The following is a 15998-nucleotide window of genomic DNA, read 5'->3' on the forward strand; positions in this document are numbered from 1 at the left end:
TTCCAACGATATTTTACCACTGTTTGCAATTTGATTCTACCTTGATTGTTCACAAAATAGTAAAAAACCTTTATAAAAAACAAAAAATTTAATCATTCGAAAAAACAAACGCCAAAAAGCATAGGATTAAGGGCTATCCTATGCTTTTATGAAGCAGTTTTTTCAGCAGCGGATACAAAACATCCGGTAGCTGATCAACATCCGGGACAAATATACTGAATTTTCCGTACATATCCTGGATCGTCTTCATTTGCGATTCTTCTATTTCTGAGTTGGAGAGAAAAACATTTATCACTTCTATTCCTCTTTTTCGGGCTTCGATAACCGCCTCACTTGTATCAACGATCCCATTTTGTTCGTAGCCAAATGCGGCCGGCTCTCCATCTGAGAAAACAATTAAGAACTTTTGCGCCTCGCTGCGATGCAGCATTTTTTTCGTCATCTGCCTAATTGCGTACCCGTCACGGTTATCTTCTTCTGGCTCAAGCTGCATAATGGCCGGTCCAGAATCTTGTCTTAATGATGATTGGAAGGGAATAACCGTATTGAAATAGTTTGGCTGGCTTTTTTCGGTTGCATCATTTGTGTCCTCCCAAAAACCGACAATCTGATGCGGAACCGCTACCGATTTCAACGCTTCGTGAAACAGCACGATTCCTCGTTTTGTTTCGTCCATTTTGTCGAACATGCTGGCGGAACAATCGACCAGCAATGTAAAAACTGCGTCGATTTCTGAAGATGGTTCTTGCTTTTTGTAGAACAGGCGCGGATTTCGCTCAGTGAAGTAACGAAGAAGCTTATTGTTCAGTCTCCCGGCATGAAGGTCTGTTCTCGGCAATGTTTTTTTATGCTCCAGCGTTTTTTGAATCATTTGTTTCAAACGCTTTTGATACGATTCAATCGTTTTTGCCTGCTGTTTATAAGAAAGCTCTTCTTCACTGGTTGCCGGCTGCGGTTCTTTATAAATTGGAAATGCATATTTATTTTCTTTGCCGTCAGCCATACCCGCTCCGTTCGGCTGGTCTTTTTGGGACTCCAGCGCTTCCAGCTTGGAATAGTCTTTCCGTTTCGTTTGTCTGGCTGATCCTTGAACAGAGCCAAGGGCCTGATCTCCATCGTCGCCTTCCCTTGAAGCATCTTTTCCTAAATCTGATTTTGCGCCGTGTTCAATATCAAATTGAAGGAAGCTTTTAGACGGTGCTTCTGTTTCCCGGTGCCATGTCGGCATTTCTTCTTCATGGATATCCTCATCACCGTCTGATTGTTTTGGAAGCGTGATGTCATCACTCAGCTTCGGCGCTTTTTTCTCTTCTTCAAATAACGGCTGTTCTGCAGCTTTTGCGTAATCAAGCTCAGGCAAAAAGAAGTAGGTGTTCAACATGTCTTTATCGAGTACCTCTTCAAGTCCGTCCATGAGGTCCTCAACAATTTTCAGAACCTGCCGTGTCGAATCTGCTTCATACACACGCAAGAGCTGCTGCTCAATAAACGGGCGCATCAGATCGATATCTTCACGCATGGATGGAAGGGTCTCGAGCGGCGATTCCGCTGTGAGCTTGAAATAGATCGCGCAAAAGAGCGCATCGGTAAAAATGCTTCGTTCCAAATTTAAGGTCAGCTGGGTTGAGAAATGTTTTCTGTACATGTCTTTTCGCTTCGCAAATACATGTTTCGTACCCGGGCGCTCACGTTTGATGCATTCTTCGATCCTAATGTCTTCAAGCAGCATAAAGAGCTGCTTGGCAAAACTTTTAAACGTAAGATGGCGATGGATATCATTCAAAAAGTTCGCAAACTCATGCAGCGAGCTATATCTTGTTCCGACTGAACGCAGGTAGACGTCGCTTTTCAGACCCGCTTCCATGTCCTCAGCTGCCCTGTCTTTCCAAAAGTGGCTCATATAGATTTTCTTTTCAAATGGATTGTAATAGGACTGAACGCCATACTCCACTTCTACCGCTTCACTCTTGGTGAGTGTTTTGGCCAAATCAGTCAGCATCATAAATAAAAATGAATCAATCGTGCTGTCGTTAAATTTGATAAATTTCATCGCAGCCCCCTCATTCAAACAGAGTTTCTGCAATATTTCGGACAGCCGCTTTTTCCCGATCATCATCAAGCTTTTCTACAATTCCCCGCTCAATGGCACGACGCGGCGGAATATAAGCAGCTAAATCACATGTATCGATTAAAGCTCTGATGGATGCCGCTTCTTCAGACACCTGTCCGTTATTGGCCTGAACGATCAAGTCAGAGGAAAGCGTGATAAATCTGTCAATCAATTTCTCGTCTTTCAAGGCTGACTGAGACATGAGCACTTGTTTCAGCAGCTCGCCTTTAATATAAGGCACATCAATGATGACAAAACGGTTTTTCAACGCTTCATTCAGAGGAACAGTTCCGACATAGCCTTCATTGATGGCTGCAATGACTCCGAAACCGCTTTTAGCCCGTATGACCTCGCCTGTAAACGGATTTGTCATCATTTTTCTGTAATCTAATACACCGTTTAGAATAGGCAGTGTTTCCGGCTTCGCCATATTGATTTCATCTATATAAAGAAAATGGCCTTCCTTCATTGCCTTTGTAACAGGTCCTGAAACAAACTCGATTGTTGCCTGGCCAGATTGATTTTCAATCGTTTTATAACCGACCAATGCCTCAGCGTCCAAGTCGACTGAACAGTTGACGCTGTGCATCGGTTTATGAAAATAGCTGGACAATGTTTCTGCCAGCTTTGTTTTTCCTGAACCTGTAGGCCCTTTCAGCAGGACATTTTTCCCCATGGCTAATGCAATAATGGCGTCAAATAAAATGGCTTCATCCTCCGCCTCATAGCCTGATGTTCCTATAAGCGATTGAAACTCTGGGGAAATAGGCTGCTCTTTATATGATAAAAGCTTTTGTTGTATATCTTCCGGCAATGTTAAGTGCTGTAGTTGAGTTGTCATAGACAGATTCCCTTTCCTATTCATATTCCATTAACGAGTATACTAAAAAAGCCCCTGTATGCTCAATACAAAAGGGCCTGGATGATATTACTGCTTCTCGTTATTTCCCAAAAGGGCTCCGCAGACAATACGCGCACCGGAATTGCCGCTTGGGTTTGTCAGATAATCGTCCGCTTGTTCATGAATAATAAATGCACTTCCGTCCTCGTCGAGAATATTTAGTTTACTTCCTTTTTTCAGTGAAGTGTCAGGCGCATTCATTATGACATCTACCTTTCCATCAGCACCGACTTCAAGGTTCGGCAGATCTCCGGCATGATGCCCCATCGGATTATTAAAGCCGTGTTCTTTGTTCAGTGGATTAAAGGGACCGCCCGCTGATTCAAAATCCGGCCTGACACAAGAACCTTTCTCATAAATATGAAAACCGAGAGAAGCACCTGGACGCAGGCTGTTTGCGGAAATATGAATATCGAGGCCTTCATCATCTGATTCTTTGATCTCTATAAAACCGACTGCTTTCCCTTCACGATTGACCAGCTGGACATGATGACCAAACGCTGACGTTTCAACCACTTTTTTTTCCGGCACCCGGTTAGGAGGGTCTGGAGGTTTTTTTTGTCCGCATCCGGCAACTCCCAGTGCCGTCAGCATCATCAACAGCAAGAGACGGTGCATACTGTCTCCCCCTTGTTTTTTCTAACAGTGTGGTCAATCATTGTCTGGTATAAACAAAAAAGCCTATAAAAGGCTTTTTGTCATACTCATTTTTAAAAATAACTTCTTGCGCCCAAGTACCGCTGTTTCCAATACGAATTGCTGAGATTGGAAATGTCGACGCCCGATGAGCTTGCATGAATAAAATCACCGCCGCCTAGATAAATCCCCATGTGAGACGGGCCGGATTTATATGTGGTAAAGAAGACAAAGTCTCCTACTGACGGCTGGCTGACTTTCTGCATGACATTCCAATACCCTGCCGTACTCAATCTTGATATAGATGATACATTATTAATGAGGTAATAAATGAAGCCGCTGCAATCAAAACCGGCAGGCGTGTTTCCGCCCCATCGGTAAGGCACTCCGACATATTTTTTCGCTTCCGTTATCATTCTGTCAATCTTCGAACCTATTTGAATGTTTGACCCTGAGTTATCTTTTGGCTTTGTTGGCTTTGTCGGATTTGAAGGATTAGATTTTGATGCTCCCGAAATAGTCAGAACCTGCCCGATTTGCAACACATCCGATGATAAATTGTTTTTATCACGGATGCTTTGGACAGTGACTCCGAGCCGATTTGCAATTTTCCACAGCGAATCGCCTGCTTTTACCTTGTACGTCGTTGTTTTTGAGGGATTGGAGTTTGACGGCTTTTTGGAACCGCTGTTTCCGTTCTTAGGTGAACTGCTTCCTTTTATTTTGAGCACCTGTTTAGGATAAAGTGTATCTGATGTTAAGCCATTTAAGGTTTTTAATTCGGCTACAGTCATATTTAAGCTGTTTGCGATTTTCCACAGTGAGTCACCAAGCTTGACCGTATATGTACTTTTTGAAGAACCTGAAGAATTGGAACCGCTGTTTTTCTTTGATCCATTTGATCCGCTTGAACTGCTTGTCCCTTTGATCTTAAGCTTTTGCCCCGGACGAATCAGGTCACTGCTCAGGCTGTTTAAGCTTTTAAGCTCAGAAACACTCATTTTATGATTTTTAGCAATCATCCATAGGGAATCACCATATGCAACTGTGTATGTTGATGTTTTGCTTGAATTAGATGGGGATGTCGTGCTTTTTTTGCTGCTTTCAGGAACCTTAAGACTTTGTCCGACATAAAGCACCGTTGATTTCAATTTGTTTTCGGATTTCAGAGCTGATATTGTCGTATCATACTGGCGGGAAAGTTTCCAAAGAGAGTCACCGCTTTTTACTTTTATCGTTTTTGCTTCCGCGGGTGCTGCGGCCATCGACGACCCAACAACTGCAGAAACAGCCAAGCCGGCTACAATCTTCTTTTTCATTCATTCAACCTCCTAAACTGTTTTTTTGCAAAAACAGCTAGTATTTTGTTTCCAAAAATGGCACACAACTGTTTTATCGTCAATTTTTCAGCAAGTTAAACCCTTTTCAAACATTTGGCGCAGCATTTTCAGCATCGTTCGACCTTTAAACCTTCAAATAAACATCTAACATTTTACATAAGCACGATATGTTTTTCGAAAGTCTAAGGAACTATTTAAGCGAGGGTAAAAATGATGGTTTTCTATTGATGAACGAAGCAGTTTCTCCTCCTTTCTTGTCTATTTTTCTAATCAATTCTCTATCGGCGTGTCAAATCCCTTCCTCTGCATTCTTATGAAATGGCAAAAAGCCTGTTCTTTCGATAAGAACAGGCTTTTACACTATGCATTTGCTGATTGAGTTTTTTGTTTTACAGCTTCAAGAATGCTGTCGGCTGCTTTTTTAGAGCCGCCTGCCGCTTTCAGTGATTGTCCAATTTCTTTTGCCTTTTCAGCATACGAACGATTATTCATTACTTCTTGTATCGTCTCTTTCAGTAGGCTTTCAGACAATTCTTCCTTTTTAATTACTTTTCCTGCGCCGACTTTTTCTACCTGATCTGCGACAACAAATTGGTCGCCTCCCATCGGAATGACAACGAGCGGGGTTTCAAAATACAAACCTTCACTTGTGCTGTTCATTCCGCCGTGGGTCACAAATAAGCTGGCTCTTTTCAAGATCTCAAGCTGAGGGACATACGGGCGTACAATGAAATTCTCCGGAATGTCGTTTAACTCACTTGTTTTAATATGCTTGCCGATGGAAAGCACAACTTTACCGTCAAAGTCCTTACACACTTCAAGGCATTGATTAAAAAACTGCTTTTGATTATTAAAAATGGTTCCCATTGAAATAAACAGCACGTTTTCATTGTCAATCTGATCAAATGGGAAATCATTGTTTCCGGCTCTTTCTGTAATGGAAGGACCGACAAATACATATCGCTCGCCAAATTGCTCAGCCAGTGGCTGAAATCCCCTTGATGTAAAGACGATTGTCAAGTCACCATCAGCTAAAAAAACATCAAATGGCTTCTTGATCTCTGCTTGAAAATCAGCATTTAACGTTTCTGCAAGCTGCTGGTATGATTCATAATGAGGCGAATCTTCAAGTGATCCTTTCATGTACGCTCCCATCATTTCCTTCGCAAATTCCTCATTCATCGCAAAGGTTGTACACAATGAAAATCTTGGCAGCTTCAGCATGTTGGCAATGACTTTACCCGCGAGAAGATGGTGATCATATATGACATAATCATACGATTCATGTTTGACTTCCTCATAAATATGAGTCGCGATATCCTTACAGGCTTTCAAAAAAGCGCAGAGCATTTCTGTGAAATCTCTTTCTTCATCGCCGGTTGCGTTTTTCCCGAAGTAATCTCCTCTGAAATCATGATACTCACGAAACTCTATATCAAGAGCTGTGATTTTTTCTTTATATTCCTTCACTGCGTAGTACGTAATGTTTTCTCCCCGGGATTTCAGCTCCTTCATCACACCGATAGAGGGATTAATATGCCCTTCACCGGGGAAACCGATCATTAATACATTAGCCATGCGGCAGCACCCTTCCTTTGAGAATTTATGTAATATTTTATACGGTACTATAAATGCATAAACAGGTAAAGTATTTCACTTAATTAATATTCATCATATATAACTTTTCTACCAGTTTATATTCCCTGTCTTCAAGACAAAAAGCATTCAGCTTGAAGCGAATGCTTTAATAAAGATGCGAATTCAGTCATTTTGTCTCATGATAGGATTCTTAATCAGGCCCTTTTTATTATTTTTACGTTCTTGGTGAAATTAACGGATATAATACACCGTCTTTGGCAAACGACATCTTCCCTGTTTCCTCTGAAACCACGAGCACCAGTGCATCCGTATAGCCCGACATACCAAGAGCCGCCCGGTGCCGGGTTCCCAAATGGATATCCACTTCCTTCGTCGTCAGCGGGAGCACATTGGCTGCTGACACGAGTTTGTTTTCCCTCACTAATAAAGCGCCGTCATGAAGAGGGTTTCCGGGAAAAAAGATGCTTTCAATTAATGAAGAGCTGATCTCGGCGTGTAGGGAGGTGCCTTTTTGAATAAAACGTTCAACCGGGTCTGCTCTTTCAATCACAATTAAAGCTCCATGCTTATGTTCCGATAAGGCTTTAATCGCCTTGGCCAGCTCAATAAATGCCGGCGTAAATTCCTCAATGTATGATTGCAAATAAAAGGAGGATGCAATCCCCTGCATGTCCTGAAAAACGTGCCCCAAATCATCTAATTCACAAAGGAGACACTGGTCTTTTTCGTGAAGCGTTTTCAAGATTAGAGATGCATCACCTAATATTTGCTCTAAGTACACCTGTATTTTCCCCTTGAACGCATTTTCTGATATCTGCTCATAGCGCATAGCCTTCATCTCCTGTTTAAATTTCCAACTTTTCACGAATGCTTATCTTATTGATGCACATTCTATTGGTAAAGGAGGGATGTAAAGAATGGAAATCGAAAGAATCATTCAGTATATTTGCACCTTTTTAGGCGTGATTTCGCTTTCTTTTATTTATGCCCAAATGTTTAGAAAAACGAAACCGACAAAAAAAGAATAGGCCCGGCGTTCATTGCTTTTTATACATAAAATGTTATAATTTCTCTCGTTATGAAAAAGAAACGGAGATCAATGTATGAAAGAAACTCAAAACGCCCGGGAAAAAATCAAACAGCTCTTGCACATTTTAATACCGATATTCATTACCCAAGCGGGGCTTTCTCTGATCACTTTTCTAGATACTGTGATGTCAGGGAAAGTCAGCCCCGCTGATTTAGCTGGTGTCGCCATTGGCTCAAGCCTTTGGACCCCTGTTTACACAGGACTTGCAGGTATATTAATGGCGGTCACCCCGATTGTCGCTCAGTTATTAGGTGCAGAGAAAAAACAGAAGATTCCCTTTACTGTTTTACAAGCTGTATACGTGGCCGCGCTTCTTAGCATCGCCGTTTTAGTGATTGGATATGCTGCAGTTGACCTTATTCTTGGCCGATTGAACCTTGATATTCACGTGCATCAGATTGCTAAACACTTTTTAGGCTTTTTATCACTGGGAATTTTCCCTTTATTTGTTTACACCGTGTTGAGATCATTCATCGACTCATTAGGAAAAACGAGAGTCACCATGATGATTACACTCAGTTCTCTTCCAATCAATTTTGTATTGAATTATGTATTTATCTTCGGGAAGTTCGGAATGCCGGCACTTGGAGGTGTAGGCGCGGGACTGGCATCCGCGTTAACTTACTGGTGTATATGCATCATCAGTTTTTTCATTATTCATAAAAACGCACCGTTTTCTGAATACGGGATTTTTCTTACCATGTATAAGTTCTCTTGGAAAGCATGCAAAAATTTGCTCAAAATCGGGCTGCCTATTGGGTTCGCCGTGTTTTTTGAAACGAGCATTTTCGCAGCTGTCACGCTTCTCATGAGCCATTTTCATACAGTGACCATCGCGTCCCACCAGGCAGCCATGAATTTTGCGTCTCTTTTATATATGCTGCCGCTTAGCGTGTCCATGGCTCTAACAATTGTTGTCGGATTTGAAGCGGGTGCAGCCCGTTTTAAGGATGCACGCTCATATAGCTTAATCGGCATCATGATGGCGATCGGCTTTTCTTTGTTCACTGCCGCCTGTATCCTTTTATTCAGAGAGCAAATTGCGGGCATGTACACTTCTGACCCCGATGTGCTCCGGCTGACACAGCACTTTTTAATTTATGCGCTATTTTTTCAGCTTTCCGATGCTGTTGCCGCACCGATCCAGGGAGCACTCAGAGGGTACAAAGATGTGAACTATACGCTTGCGGCCGCTTTTGTCTCTTACTGGGTCATTGGCCTTCCGGTCGGTTATATGGTCGGTACGTTTACAAGCCTCGGTGCATTCGGCTATTGGATTGGATTAATAGCGGGACTCGCCGCCGGAGCAGTTGGGCTGTTTTTCAGGCTGGCAAAACTGCAAAAACGTTATTCGCAAAAACAACACATTTAAAAGAGGTGATCAATCATGGCAAAAAACAAAAAATTATTCGAGTATCTTTCCCAGCATGCGGAAACCATCAGTTCAACATGGTATGAAACAATCGAGGAGACTGATCCCAATTCCATTTATGCCTCAACAGACCCTGTTGTCATTCACAATTTAAAGAGCCAGAATCTTGCCTTTAACTATAAAATAAACCGTATTTTTATAGATGATGAGGACGTATACTTGCCTATACTGAAAGAATGGGCCTTTGAAGTCACACAGGATCAAGAGCATTTAAAAACTCCTATCCACTATATTATTCGGGAGTTTGTCAGAGTGAGAGATTTATATGTTTCTTATGTGAAAGAATTTGTCCATCTCAATCAGAATACTGTGAAAAGCGAAGAAGCCGAAGACCTGTATCACGCCCTTATAAAAGCGTTTGATCTTGTGATTCATATTTTTATAGAAGAAATGTACAAAAACACAAGCCTTCAGCTTCAGGCCCAAAAAGATATGATTACTGAATTGAGCGCTCCGGTCATCGTGCTGTTTCACAGCGTCGGACTGCTGCCTTTAATCGGAGATATTGATACAGTCCGCGCCAAGCTGATTATGGAAAACACACTGCATCAATGTGCGAAAAAAAAGGTGACACAACTGTATATTGATTTGTCAGGAGTAGCTGTGATTGATACGATGGTTGCCCATCAGCTGTTCAGTCTGATTGAGGCGCTTCGTTTAATCGGTGTTTCTTCAACTTTGTCTGGAATCCGTCCGGAAATCGCGCAAACAGCGGTTCAGCTAGGTTTGTCTTTCGAAGGTATTTCCTTGAGATCCACTCTCGCTTCAGCTATTGCATCGGACTTAAAATTAAAAAAGGTATAAGGCTTAAGGCCTTATACCTTTTTGATTAATCATTCCATTGATACGTCCAATATATTTCTTCTTCAAACCATGTTGCCATAACAGGTTCATTATTTTTCAATTTCTCTTCAAGCTCTCTGAGCATGCCTTCTGTTTGTGTGCGGTGAGCTCTTAACGCATTCATTTTAATATCAGCTACTTCTTTGATATCAAGTACGACATCAGCTTCGCCGAGAACCTCTTCTCTGTTGCGGGTAATGGCCATGCAGATTGTACGCGGACGGTCTTCTTTCTTTTTGCGGTATAATGCACGGATAACCGCTTCCCCGCATGCATCATGGTCAGGGTGCACACCGTGTCCGGGATAAAATGTGACAATTAAACTTGGTTTTACATCATCTATGATCTCTTCCATGATATCAGCTAAATACTCATCGTCTTCAAATTCGAGCGTTTTGTCACGGAGTCCAAGCATCCGAAGGTCATTGATATCCATTTCTTTGCAAGCGTTGATGAGCTCTTGTTTTCTTAGCAGCGGCAACGTTTCCCGATTCGCGAAAAATGGATCGCCCATATTTCTGCCCATTTCACCTAAAGTGGCGCAGGCATACGTAACGGGAATGTCTTTTTTTCTGTTTAAGGCAATGAGGCCTGCCACTCCATATGATTCATCATCAGGGTGAGGCAGGATTACTAGTACATGTTCTTTCATTATTATTCACCCTTTTCTTTAAACTGTGAACGGTTTTTCGCTGATTTGCAGAGAAATAGCCAGTTTACCGCCCGGCAGGTGTCCCGCCATTAATAAACGGTTTTCTTCATCTACCGTGTATTCAGTCAAGCCTTCAGCATAAATCCAGCCTTCTTCTGTTTTCAAGCCAACGCGGTAAGGCCCGTTGCCTTTGATTTTTGCCTGATGATAAGTGACTTTTGCATTGCGAATATACGCAACAACCGTCATGTTCTTTTCATTTAAGTGCGCTGAATAAGAACCTGTGGTGGTTTCTAAATGGATATATACAGGGCGGTCCGCATATCGTTCTAAAGATGCTTGCACATCTTCTTTTATGATCGCTTTCATGATTGCTCCCCTCTTTCTTCTTTTAAATACTCTGCACGTTCTGTATGTAATTTGACCAGCTGATATTTCACAGCCGGTTCGAGCTGTGAATTCACAATGCGCTGAATCGCGGCAAAATATTTTTCCAGCATCGGTTTTCGGAGTCTTGGATGTGTTCGTTTATCCAAGAGCTCAAGATCAATCGCCTCTGCTACCGCTTCTGCGTCATCATGTGCGAGAGATCGGTTATTCCAAAGTGAAGCATAGGCTTTCACTATCTCTTTATCATTGTCCATCGTCTTGCTCCTTTATGTCTTACATACATGAAATGATTATACATAATATATGCATCAGCTGAAAAGCCAAAGGCCTCAATGGCTTTTTGACGCCCGTTTCCACTTCACTTGTGAAAACGTAAACAAGAGCAGCGCAGCCCATATACAGCTGAATGTAAAAGCCTTCGAGCTTGAAAATGGCTCATGGTAAACAAACAGCCCGATCAGCAGGGTAATGGTCGGCGCAATATATTGTAAGATACCGACTTGATACAGTGGCAGCCGTTTCGCTCCTTCCGCAAACAATAAGAGCGGCAAAGCCGTAAACACACCGGCCAAAAAGAGAAGCAGCCACGTCCCTCCGCTTTCTGCACCCGCTGGCTGAACATGTCCGCTGAACAGCAAATACCCCAATGCAATGGGCATAATCATGAATGTTTCCAGCGTTAAACCGATGGCGCTCGGCAGGCTTGTTCTTTTTTTGCTTAACCCGTACAGCCCAAAGCTGAATGCGAGCAGAAGCGCAACATAAGGAATGGAGCCGTATTGGAACGCCGAGATGATGACACCGGCTGCCGCAATCGAAACGGCCACTAATTGCAGGCGATTCAGTTTTTCCTTTAAAAATAAAATCCCAAGGAGCACTGATACAAGCGGATTAATGTAATAGCCAAGACTAGCCTCAAGCAAAAAGCCATGGTTGACAGCCCATATGTATACAAACCAGTTGATCGAAATCAGGATAGAAGCAAGAAATAAAGAGAGGATCCCTCCGTTCTTTTTCAGAGAGCGCAACTCCTGCCATCCTATTTTCCATTGCCGCAAGAAAAAAAGTACGATACACATAAAAACAAAAGACCATATAATACGATGAGCCAAAATATCAAGAGCCGGCAGCTGTTCGAGAAGCTTCCAATAGAGCGGAAACAGGCCCCACATGATAAATGAAACGGCTGTGTAAATAACGCCTTTTTTTGTTTCTGCATGTTGCATTGATATCCCTGCCTTTCTTTAGAGCATCTTATATTATATCACGTGAAAGATCTGGTGGGCATATACTATTTTGTCCGTGAAGAAAGGATGTGAAGACAATGTTTGAGTGGAACAAGTACTTTCCTTTCCACAATCAATTTTCTAAAGAAGCATTAAAAAAAGCTGATCCGAAAGAAGTTGAAACGTATGTCAATCGTGTGATGGAAAGTGTGTTCGGCAGTGATTATGCGGCTCAATTTCCTTTCCGCGATCCTCTCCCCCAAAAAGAACATCCCGCCAAACCTGATGCAAAACCTGATGTCAAACCTGATATTGATATATTCGAAACAGCAGACCATGTGTTTGTAAAGGTGCCAATCAGCGAAGAATGGCTGGAACAAGTGAGAATCAAACACACATCTCACGAATTATGGTTGGAAAACCTCCCAAGAGCAGATCATCCGAAAAAAGTAAACCTTCCTTGTTTAGTCAAACGCAAAGGAACAAAAGCCGTCTATAAGGATGGCCTTCTGGAAGTCATGTTTCAAAAGCAGCAAGACTACAATATGTCCGAGGTAGAAATCATCCGATAAAAAACGGCCTGCAATCGATGCAGGCCGTTTTTTATTAATAGAAGCCGGGATATCCCCCGTATGGCACGCCGGCACCAAAACCGTACGGTCCGCCTCCATATCCATAAGGGCCAGGAGGATAGGCATAGGGACGAGAATAGTTAAACAGCGCACTCCCGAGAAAACCGCCTAATAAACCGCCGACTAGAGGAGCGCCAAACAAAAAAGGACTACGCGCCGGATATCCGGCTGGACCTGGGATTCCGCGTAAATACGAATGATGAGGGTACATGATTTTTTCCTCCTTTATGTCTGCCTATACGTAAAGTATTCAGCAAGGAAGAAAAACGATTGGGCTACGGACTGTCTATGATTGTTACATCACAAGCCCTGCCAATAACACACAGCCGAGCCCTGTAACCGAAAGAACTGTTGTAAGCAGCGTCCAGGTTTGAAATGTTTCTTTCATGCTCAAGCCGAAAAATTCCTTTACCATCCAAAATCCTGCATCATTTACATGACACGCAATGACACTGCCGGCTCCTGTTGCAAGCACCATTAACGCAGGGTTTACACTGCCAGCCTCCATAAGCGGAGCTGCCATTCCCGCTGTGGTAAGCGCAGCCACGGTAGCAGAGCCTAGACACAGACGCAGAACCGCGGCGATGGTCCATGCAACGAATAGCGGCGACATGTTTGTTTGACGGAAAAAATCAGCGACATAATCGCCGACTCCGCCGTCAATCAGCACCTGTTTAAACGCTCCTCCCCCTCCTATGATGAGCAGCATCATCGCAATTTGCGAAATTGATTCTGAAATAGATCTGCCGATTTCCTGCATAGATATTTTACGGGCATATCCCATCGTATAGAGTGCAAGCAACAGCGAAATGAGCATTGCCGTTCCCGGAGTGCCGATAAATTCTATAATGTCTTTTCCTTTTGAATGTTCACTCAATAATAAAGAAAAAATTGTTGCCATTGCCATAAAGATAACCGGGAATAAAGACGTGACAGCACTGATCGCAAAGCCCGGTGTTTCATCCAGCTGAAATTCTTTCCTTGGTCCTAACCCCGATAGGTTTCCATGCTTTTGATACGCACCAGGAAACCGTTTCATCGCAAATTTATTAAATAAAGGCCCGGCAATCACAGTTGTCGGAACAGCGATGATGATTCCAAAAAGCAGCACCTGGCCAATATGGGCACCATATGCAACTGAGATAGCAGTTGGAGCAGGATGCGGGGGCAAAAATCCGTGAGTAACATTTAAGGCGGCGGCCATCGGGATTCCCAGATACAGAAAAGGCATTTTTAATTCTTTAGCAATCGCGTAAACAATCGGTATCAACAGAACAAGACCGACTTCAAAAAATAGGGCAATCCCGATGATAAAAGAGGCAACCACAACCGCCGCCTGTATTCGTTTCCTCCCGAATTTGTCAATCAGCGTAATGGCGATCCGGTAGCCGCCCCCAGCATCTGAGACAAGCCTCCCAAGCATCGCGCCAAGTCCAAACACTAAAGCTAAATGCCCCAGCTGCCCGCCAATTCCAGTCTCAATTGAAAGAACAATTTTATTGATATCCATTCCAAGTCCGATGGCTACTAAAAATGAAACGACAATCAGTGAGACAAAGGTATTTAATTTTACTTTAATAATGAGAAATAACAGAATCAGCACTCCGACAGCTACAATTAAAATCGGCATGGTACCCCTCCAAAAGTGTTTTATATGATTCTCGCGACAATGTTTTGGCGCTTTTCATGCCTAGATGAACAGAAAGCGCTTTCATTAATAACTAAAAACGTCTTGGTTATATGATTGTTATCTTTTGATCAACTAATATGTTCATACTAATCTCCTAATCAATGACTGTCAATCGTTTTTATGAGCTTGTCTCGATTACCTACCGCCTAACCCAATGATTTATTAGTTATATGTTGATTAACTTTTGGTTATATGTTATGTTTTTTAAAGTTGACTGCCAATCATTATATCTCTCCATTGTCTGGAAGCAAATGAGACAATATGAGAACAGACGGATAACAACTTCATAAGAGGAGGAGTACACATGCCATTATTGCGTTTTGATGTAATTGAGGGCCGTGATGAAAAATCGCTGCAATTGTTATTAGATACTGCTCACCAAGCGATGGTTGAAGCATTTGGTGTTCCGGAAAGAGACCGTTATCAAATTGTCCATCAGCATCCCGCAAACGAGCTTATAATCCAGGATGCGGGATTAGGGTTTCAGAGAACCAAGGATATGGTCATCATTAGCATGACAAGCAAAGCAAGAACCGAAAGCCAAAAGGAAAAATTGTATGCTCTGCTTGCTGAAAGGCTAGAAAAAAAATGCGAAATTTCCCCTGACGACCTCATGGTATCTATTACTGAGAATGGTGACGCAGACTGGAGTTTCGGTCTCGGTGAGGCGCAATTTTTGAATGGAAAACTATAAGATTTCGTCTCCCCACAAAAAAAAGAAGAGAGAGCTCCAAAGAAGCTCTCTCTTTTTTCATAAATGCGGAAGTCATCAGTATAGAAGCATCCAGCAATACGAAAAACCTGGATCTCCTTTTATATCCGGTTTAAATGCCAATTGGAAGCTGACTGGGTTTTGGCTGAAAATATAAAATTTTGCTGATTTGCATAATAAGATACATCATAATCCCCATTTACAATAGGTTGGATGTTATAGCTTATTGATCATTTCCTATTTTATATATCCCCTTCATATGCACATGACATTTTTGCCAATCCGGAAATATCAGTCTGACAAATATAAAAAGTCATGTAAACGGGTGTGAACCGTACTTACATGACTCACCATGGAAACAAAGGCTCTTTTTCAGGTGCCGCTTTCCTTATTTCTCTTCTTCACACACTGTGTCACCAGGCTCGCAAAATTGATCGGCCCATGCCTGCATTTCTTGAAATACAGCTTGAAGCGCTGTTCCTTTTTCAGTCAGCGTGTAGATGACTTTGACCGGCGTTTCAGGGAGAACCTGCCGTTCGACAATCTCGTTTTGTTCAAGCTCCTTCAAGCGCTCTGCCAACATTTTTTGGCTGATCATCGGTATTGTTTCCGTTATCTCTTTAAACCGTTTCGGCCCATCCATTAGCACATGGATGATCAGACCGTTCCATCGTTTTCCCAGCAATGAGAATGCGGATTCCATTTTAGGGCACATCGTATTTCCCATAAGTCTTCATCCCTTCAT

Annotated in this window: 17 protein-coding genes; 4 read left to right on the plus strand and 13 right to left on the minus strand. The window is 42.5% G+C overall.

Annotated features, from left to right (window positions below):
* Window positions 1-133: 133 nt before the first annotated feature.
* The 6 genes from NST22_RS10710 to cdaS form a co-directional block, all read right to left on the minus strand.
* Window positions 134-2050 (minus strand): nitric oxide reductase activation protein NorD, encoded by a 1917-nt coding sequence (locus NST22_RS10710; RefSeq protein ID WP_004399326.1) that lies wholly within the window; start codon window positions 2048-2050, stop codon window positions 134-136.
* Window positions 2051-2060: 10 nt separating this feature from the next.
* Window positions 2061-2975, minus strand: a complete 915-nt coding sequence (locus NST22_RS10715; protein WP_010886530.1) for a MoxR family ATPase — start codon at window positions 2973-2975, stop codon at window positions 2061-2063.
* Window positions 2976-3038: 63 nt separating this feature from the next.
* Complete coding sequence (locus tag NST22_RS10720) at window positions 3039-3629, minus strand: superoxide dismutase family protein (RefSeq protein ID WP_004399243.1); 591 nt, start codon at window positions 3627-3629, stop codon at window positions 3039-3041.
* A gap of 92 nt (window positions 3630-3721) precedes the next feature.
* Window positions 3722-4966 carry a D-gamma-glutamyl-meso-diaminopimelic acid endopeptidase CwlS gene (gene cwlS, locus NST22_RS10725; protein WP_004399265.1) on the minus strand — a complete coding sequence of 415 codons (1245 nt, stop codon included), beginning with the start codon at window positions 4964-4966 and terminating at the stop codon, window positions 3722-3724.
* 381 nt (window positions 4967-5347) lie between these two features.
* Window positions 5348-6565: a macrolide family glycosyltransferase gene (locus NST22_RS10730; protein ID WP_004399256.1), complete on the minus strand. Its 1218-nt coding sequence runs from the start codon at window positions 6563-6565 to the stop codon at window positions 5348-5350.
* A gap of 235 nt (window positions 6566-6800) precedes the next feature.
* Window positions 6801-7424 carry a cyclic di-AMP synthase CdaS gene (gene cdaS, locus NST22_RS10735; protein ID WP_010886531.1) on the minus strand — a complete coding sequence of 208 codons (624 nt, stop codon included), beginning with the start codon at window positions 7422-7424 and terminating at the stop codon, window positions 6801-6803.
* A gap of 265 nt (window positions 7425-7689) precedes the next feature.
* Between cdaS and NST22_RS10740 the strand changes: the two genes are divergently transcribed.
* Entirely contained in the window at window positions 7690-9048 is a 1359-nt protein-coding gene (locus NST22_RS10740) for an MATE family efflux transporter (protein ID WP_003231218.1), read from the plus strand.
* A gap of 15 nt (window positions 9049-9063) precedes the next feature.
* The gene (gene rsbRC / locus NST22_RS10745) at window positions 9064-9912 is read left to right on the plus strand and encodes an RsbT co-antagonist RsbRC (RefSeq protein WP_003231216.1); all 849 of its coding nucleotides are present in this window, start codon (window positions 9064-9066) and stop codon (window positions 9910-9912) included.
* Between the two features lie 25 nt (window positions 9913-9937).
* On the opposite strand, the gene bshB2 is transcribed toward rsbRC, so the two are convergent.
* The 4 genes from bshB2 to rarD all read right to left on the minus strand — a co-directional run bounded on the left by bshB2 (window position 9938) and on the right by rarD (window position 12219).
* Window positions 9938-10603: a bacillithiol biosynthesis deacetylase BshB2 gene (bshB2, locus tag NST22_RS10750; protein WP_003231215.1), complete on the minus strand. Its 666-nt coding sequence runs from the start codon at window positions 10601-10603 to the stop codon at window positions 9938-9940.
* 18 nt (window positions 10604-10621) lie between these two features.
* Entirely contained in the window at window positions 10622-10972 is a 351-nt protein-coding gene (locus tag NST22_RS10755; protein WP_003231213.1) for a YojF family protein, read from the minus strand.
* Window positions 10969-11247, minus strand: a complete 279-nt coding sequence (locus tag NST22_RS10760; RefSeq protein WP_003231211.1) for a hypothetical protein — start codon at window positions 11245-11247, stop codon at window positions 10969-10971. The genes NST22_RS10755 and NST22_RS10760 overlap by 4 nt, the downstream gene beginning before the upstream one ends.
* A gap of 75 nt (window positions 11248-11322) precedes the next feature.
* Complete coding sequence (rarD, locus tag NST22_RS10765; protein WP_003231209.1) at window positions 11323-12219, minus strand: EamA family transporter RarD; 897 nt, start codon at window positions 12217-12219, stop codon at window positions 11323-11325.
* A 98-nt stretch (window positions 12220-12317) separates the two neighbouring features.
* Between rarD and gerT the strand changes: the two genes are divergently transcribed.
* The gene (gene gerT, locus NST22_RS10770; RefSeq protein ID WP_003231207.1) at window positions 12318-12791 is read left to right on the plus strand and encodes a spore germination protein GerT; all 474 of its coding nucleotides are present in this window, start codon (window positions 12318-12320) and stop codon (window positions 12789-12791) included.
* Between the two features lie 34 nt (window positions 12792-12825).
* On the opposite strand, the gene NST22_RS10775 is transcribed toward gerT, so the two are convergent.
* Both NST22_RS10775 and NST22_RS10780 read right to left on the minus strand, forming a co-directional pair.
* Window positions 12826-13062: a hypothetical protein gene (locus tag NST22_RS10775; RefSeq protein WP_004399366.1), complete on the minus strand. Its 237-nt coding sequence runs from the start codon at window positions 13060-13062 to the stop codon at window positions 12826-12828.
* 84 nt (window positions 13063-13146) lie between these two features.
* Window positions 13147-14481 (minus strand): gluconate:H+ symporter, encoded by a 1335-nt coding sequence (locus NST22_RS10780; RefSeq protein ID WP_003231203.1) that lies wholly within the window; start codon window positions 14479-14481, stop codon window positions 13147-13149.
* Between the two features lie 364 nt (window positions 14482-14845).
* Between NST22_RS10780 and NST22_RS10785 the strand changes: the two genes are divergently transcribed.
* On the plus strand, window positions 14846-15235 hold the full coding sequence (locus NST22_RS10785; RefSeq protein ID WP_003231200.1) for a tautomerase family protein: 390 nt from the start codon (window positions 14846-14848) through the stop codon (window positions 15233-15235).
* A gap of 406 nt (window positions 15236-15641) precedes the next feature.
* On the opposite strand, the gene yodB is transcribed toward NST22_RS10785, so the two are convergent.
* Window positions 15642-15980, minus strand: coding sequence for a transcriptional regulator YodB (yodB, locus tag NST22_RS10790; RefSeq protein WP_004399427.1), 339 nt, complete (start codon window positions 15978-15980; stop codon window positions 15642-15644).
* Between the last annotated feature and the right edge of the window lie 18 nt (window positions 15981-15998).

Source organism: Bacillus sp. PS237, assembly GCF_037963345.1.
Lineage (GTDB): Bacteria > Bacillota > Bacilli > Bacillales > Bacillaceae > Bacillus > Bacillus subtilis.

Excerpts from the sequence above, each read along its gene's own strand:
- NST22_RS10710 (WP_004399326.1), bottom strand. The coding sequence starts at position 2,050 with ATGAAATTTATCAAATTTAACGACAGCACGATTGATTCATTTTTATTT.
- NST22_RS10715 (WP_010886530.1), bottom strand. The coding sequence starts at position 2,975 with ATGAATAGGAAAGGGAATCTGTCTATGACAACTCAACTACAGCACTTA.
- NST22_RS10720 (WP_004399243.1), bottom strand. The coding sequence starts at position 3,629 with ATGCACCGTCTCTTGCTGTTGATGATGCTGACGGCACTGGGAGTTGCC.
- cwlS (WP_004399265.1), bottom strand. The coding sequence starts at position 4,966 with ATGAAAAAGAAGATTGTAGCCGGCTTGGCTGTTTCTGCAGTTGTTGGG.
- NST22_RS10730 (WP_004399256.1), bottom strand. The coding sequence starts at position 6,565 with ATGGCTAATGTATTAATGATCGGTTTCCCCGGTGAAGGGCATATTAAT.
- cdaS (WP_010886531.1), bottom strand. The coding sequence starts at position 7,424 with ATGAAGGCTATGCGCTATGAGCAGATATCAGAAAATGCGTTCAAGGGG.
- NST22_RS10740 (WP_003231218.1), top strand. The coding sequence starts at position 7,690 with ATGAAAGAAACTCAAAACGCCCGGGAAAAAATCAAACAGCTCTTGCAC.
- rsbRC (WP_003231216.1), top strand. The coding sequence starts at position 9,064 with ATGGCAAAAAACAAAAAATTATTCGAGTATCTTTCCCAGCATGCGGAA.
- bshB2 (WP_003231215.1), bottom strand. The coding sequence starts at position 10,603 with ATGAAAGAACATGTACTAGTAATCCTGCCTCACCCTGATGATGAATCA.
- NST22_RS10755 (WP_003231213.1), bottom strand. The coding sequence starts at position 10,972 with ATGAAAGCGATCATAAAAGAAGATGTGCAAGCATCTTTAGAACGATAT.
- NST22_RS10760 (WP_003231211.1), bottom strand. The coding sequence starts at position 11,247 with ATGGACAATGATAAAGAGATAGTGAAAGCCTATGCTTCACTTTGGAAT.
- rarD (WP_003231209.1), bottom strand. The coding sequence starts at position 12,219 with ATGCAACATGCAGAAACAAAAAAAGGCGTTATTTACACAGCCGTTTCA.
- gerT (WP_003231207.1), top strand. The coding sequence starts at position 12,318 with ATGTTTGAGTGGAACAAGTACTTTCCTTTCCACAATCAATTTTCTAAA.
- NST22_RS10775 (WP_004399366.1), bottom strand. The coding sequence starts at position 13,062 with ATGTACCCTCATCATTCGTATTTACGCGGAATCCCAGGTCCAGCCGGA.
- NST22_RS10780 (WP_003231203.1), bottom strand. The coding sequence starts at position 14,481 with ATGCCGATTTTAATTGTAGCTGTCGGAGTGCTGATTCTGTTATTTCTC.
- NST22_RS10785 (WP_003231200.1), top strand. The coding sequence starts at position 14,846 with ATGCCATTATTGCGTTTTGATGTAATTGAGGGCCGTGATGAAAAATCG.
- yodB (WP_004399427.1), bottom strand. The coding sequence starts at position 15,980 with ATGGGAAATACGATGTGCCCTAAAATGGAATCCGCATTCTCATTGCTG.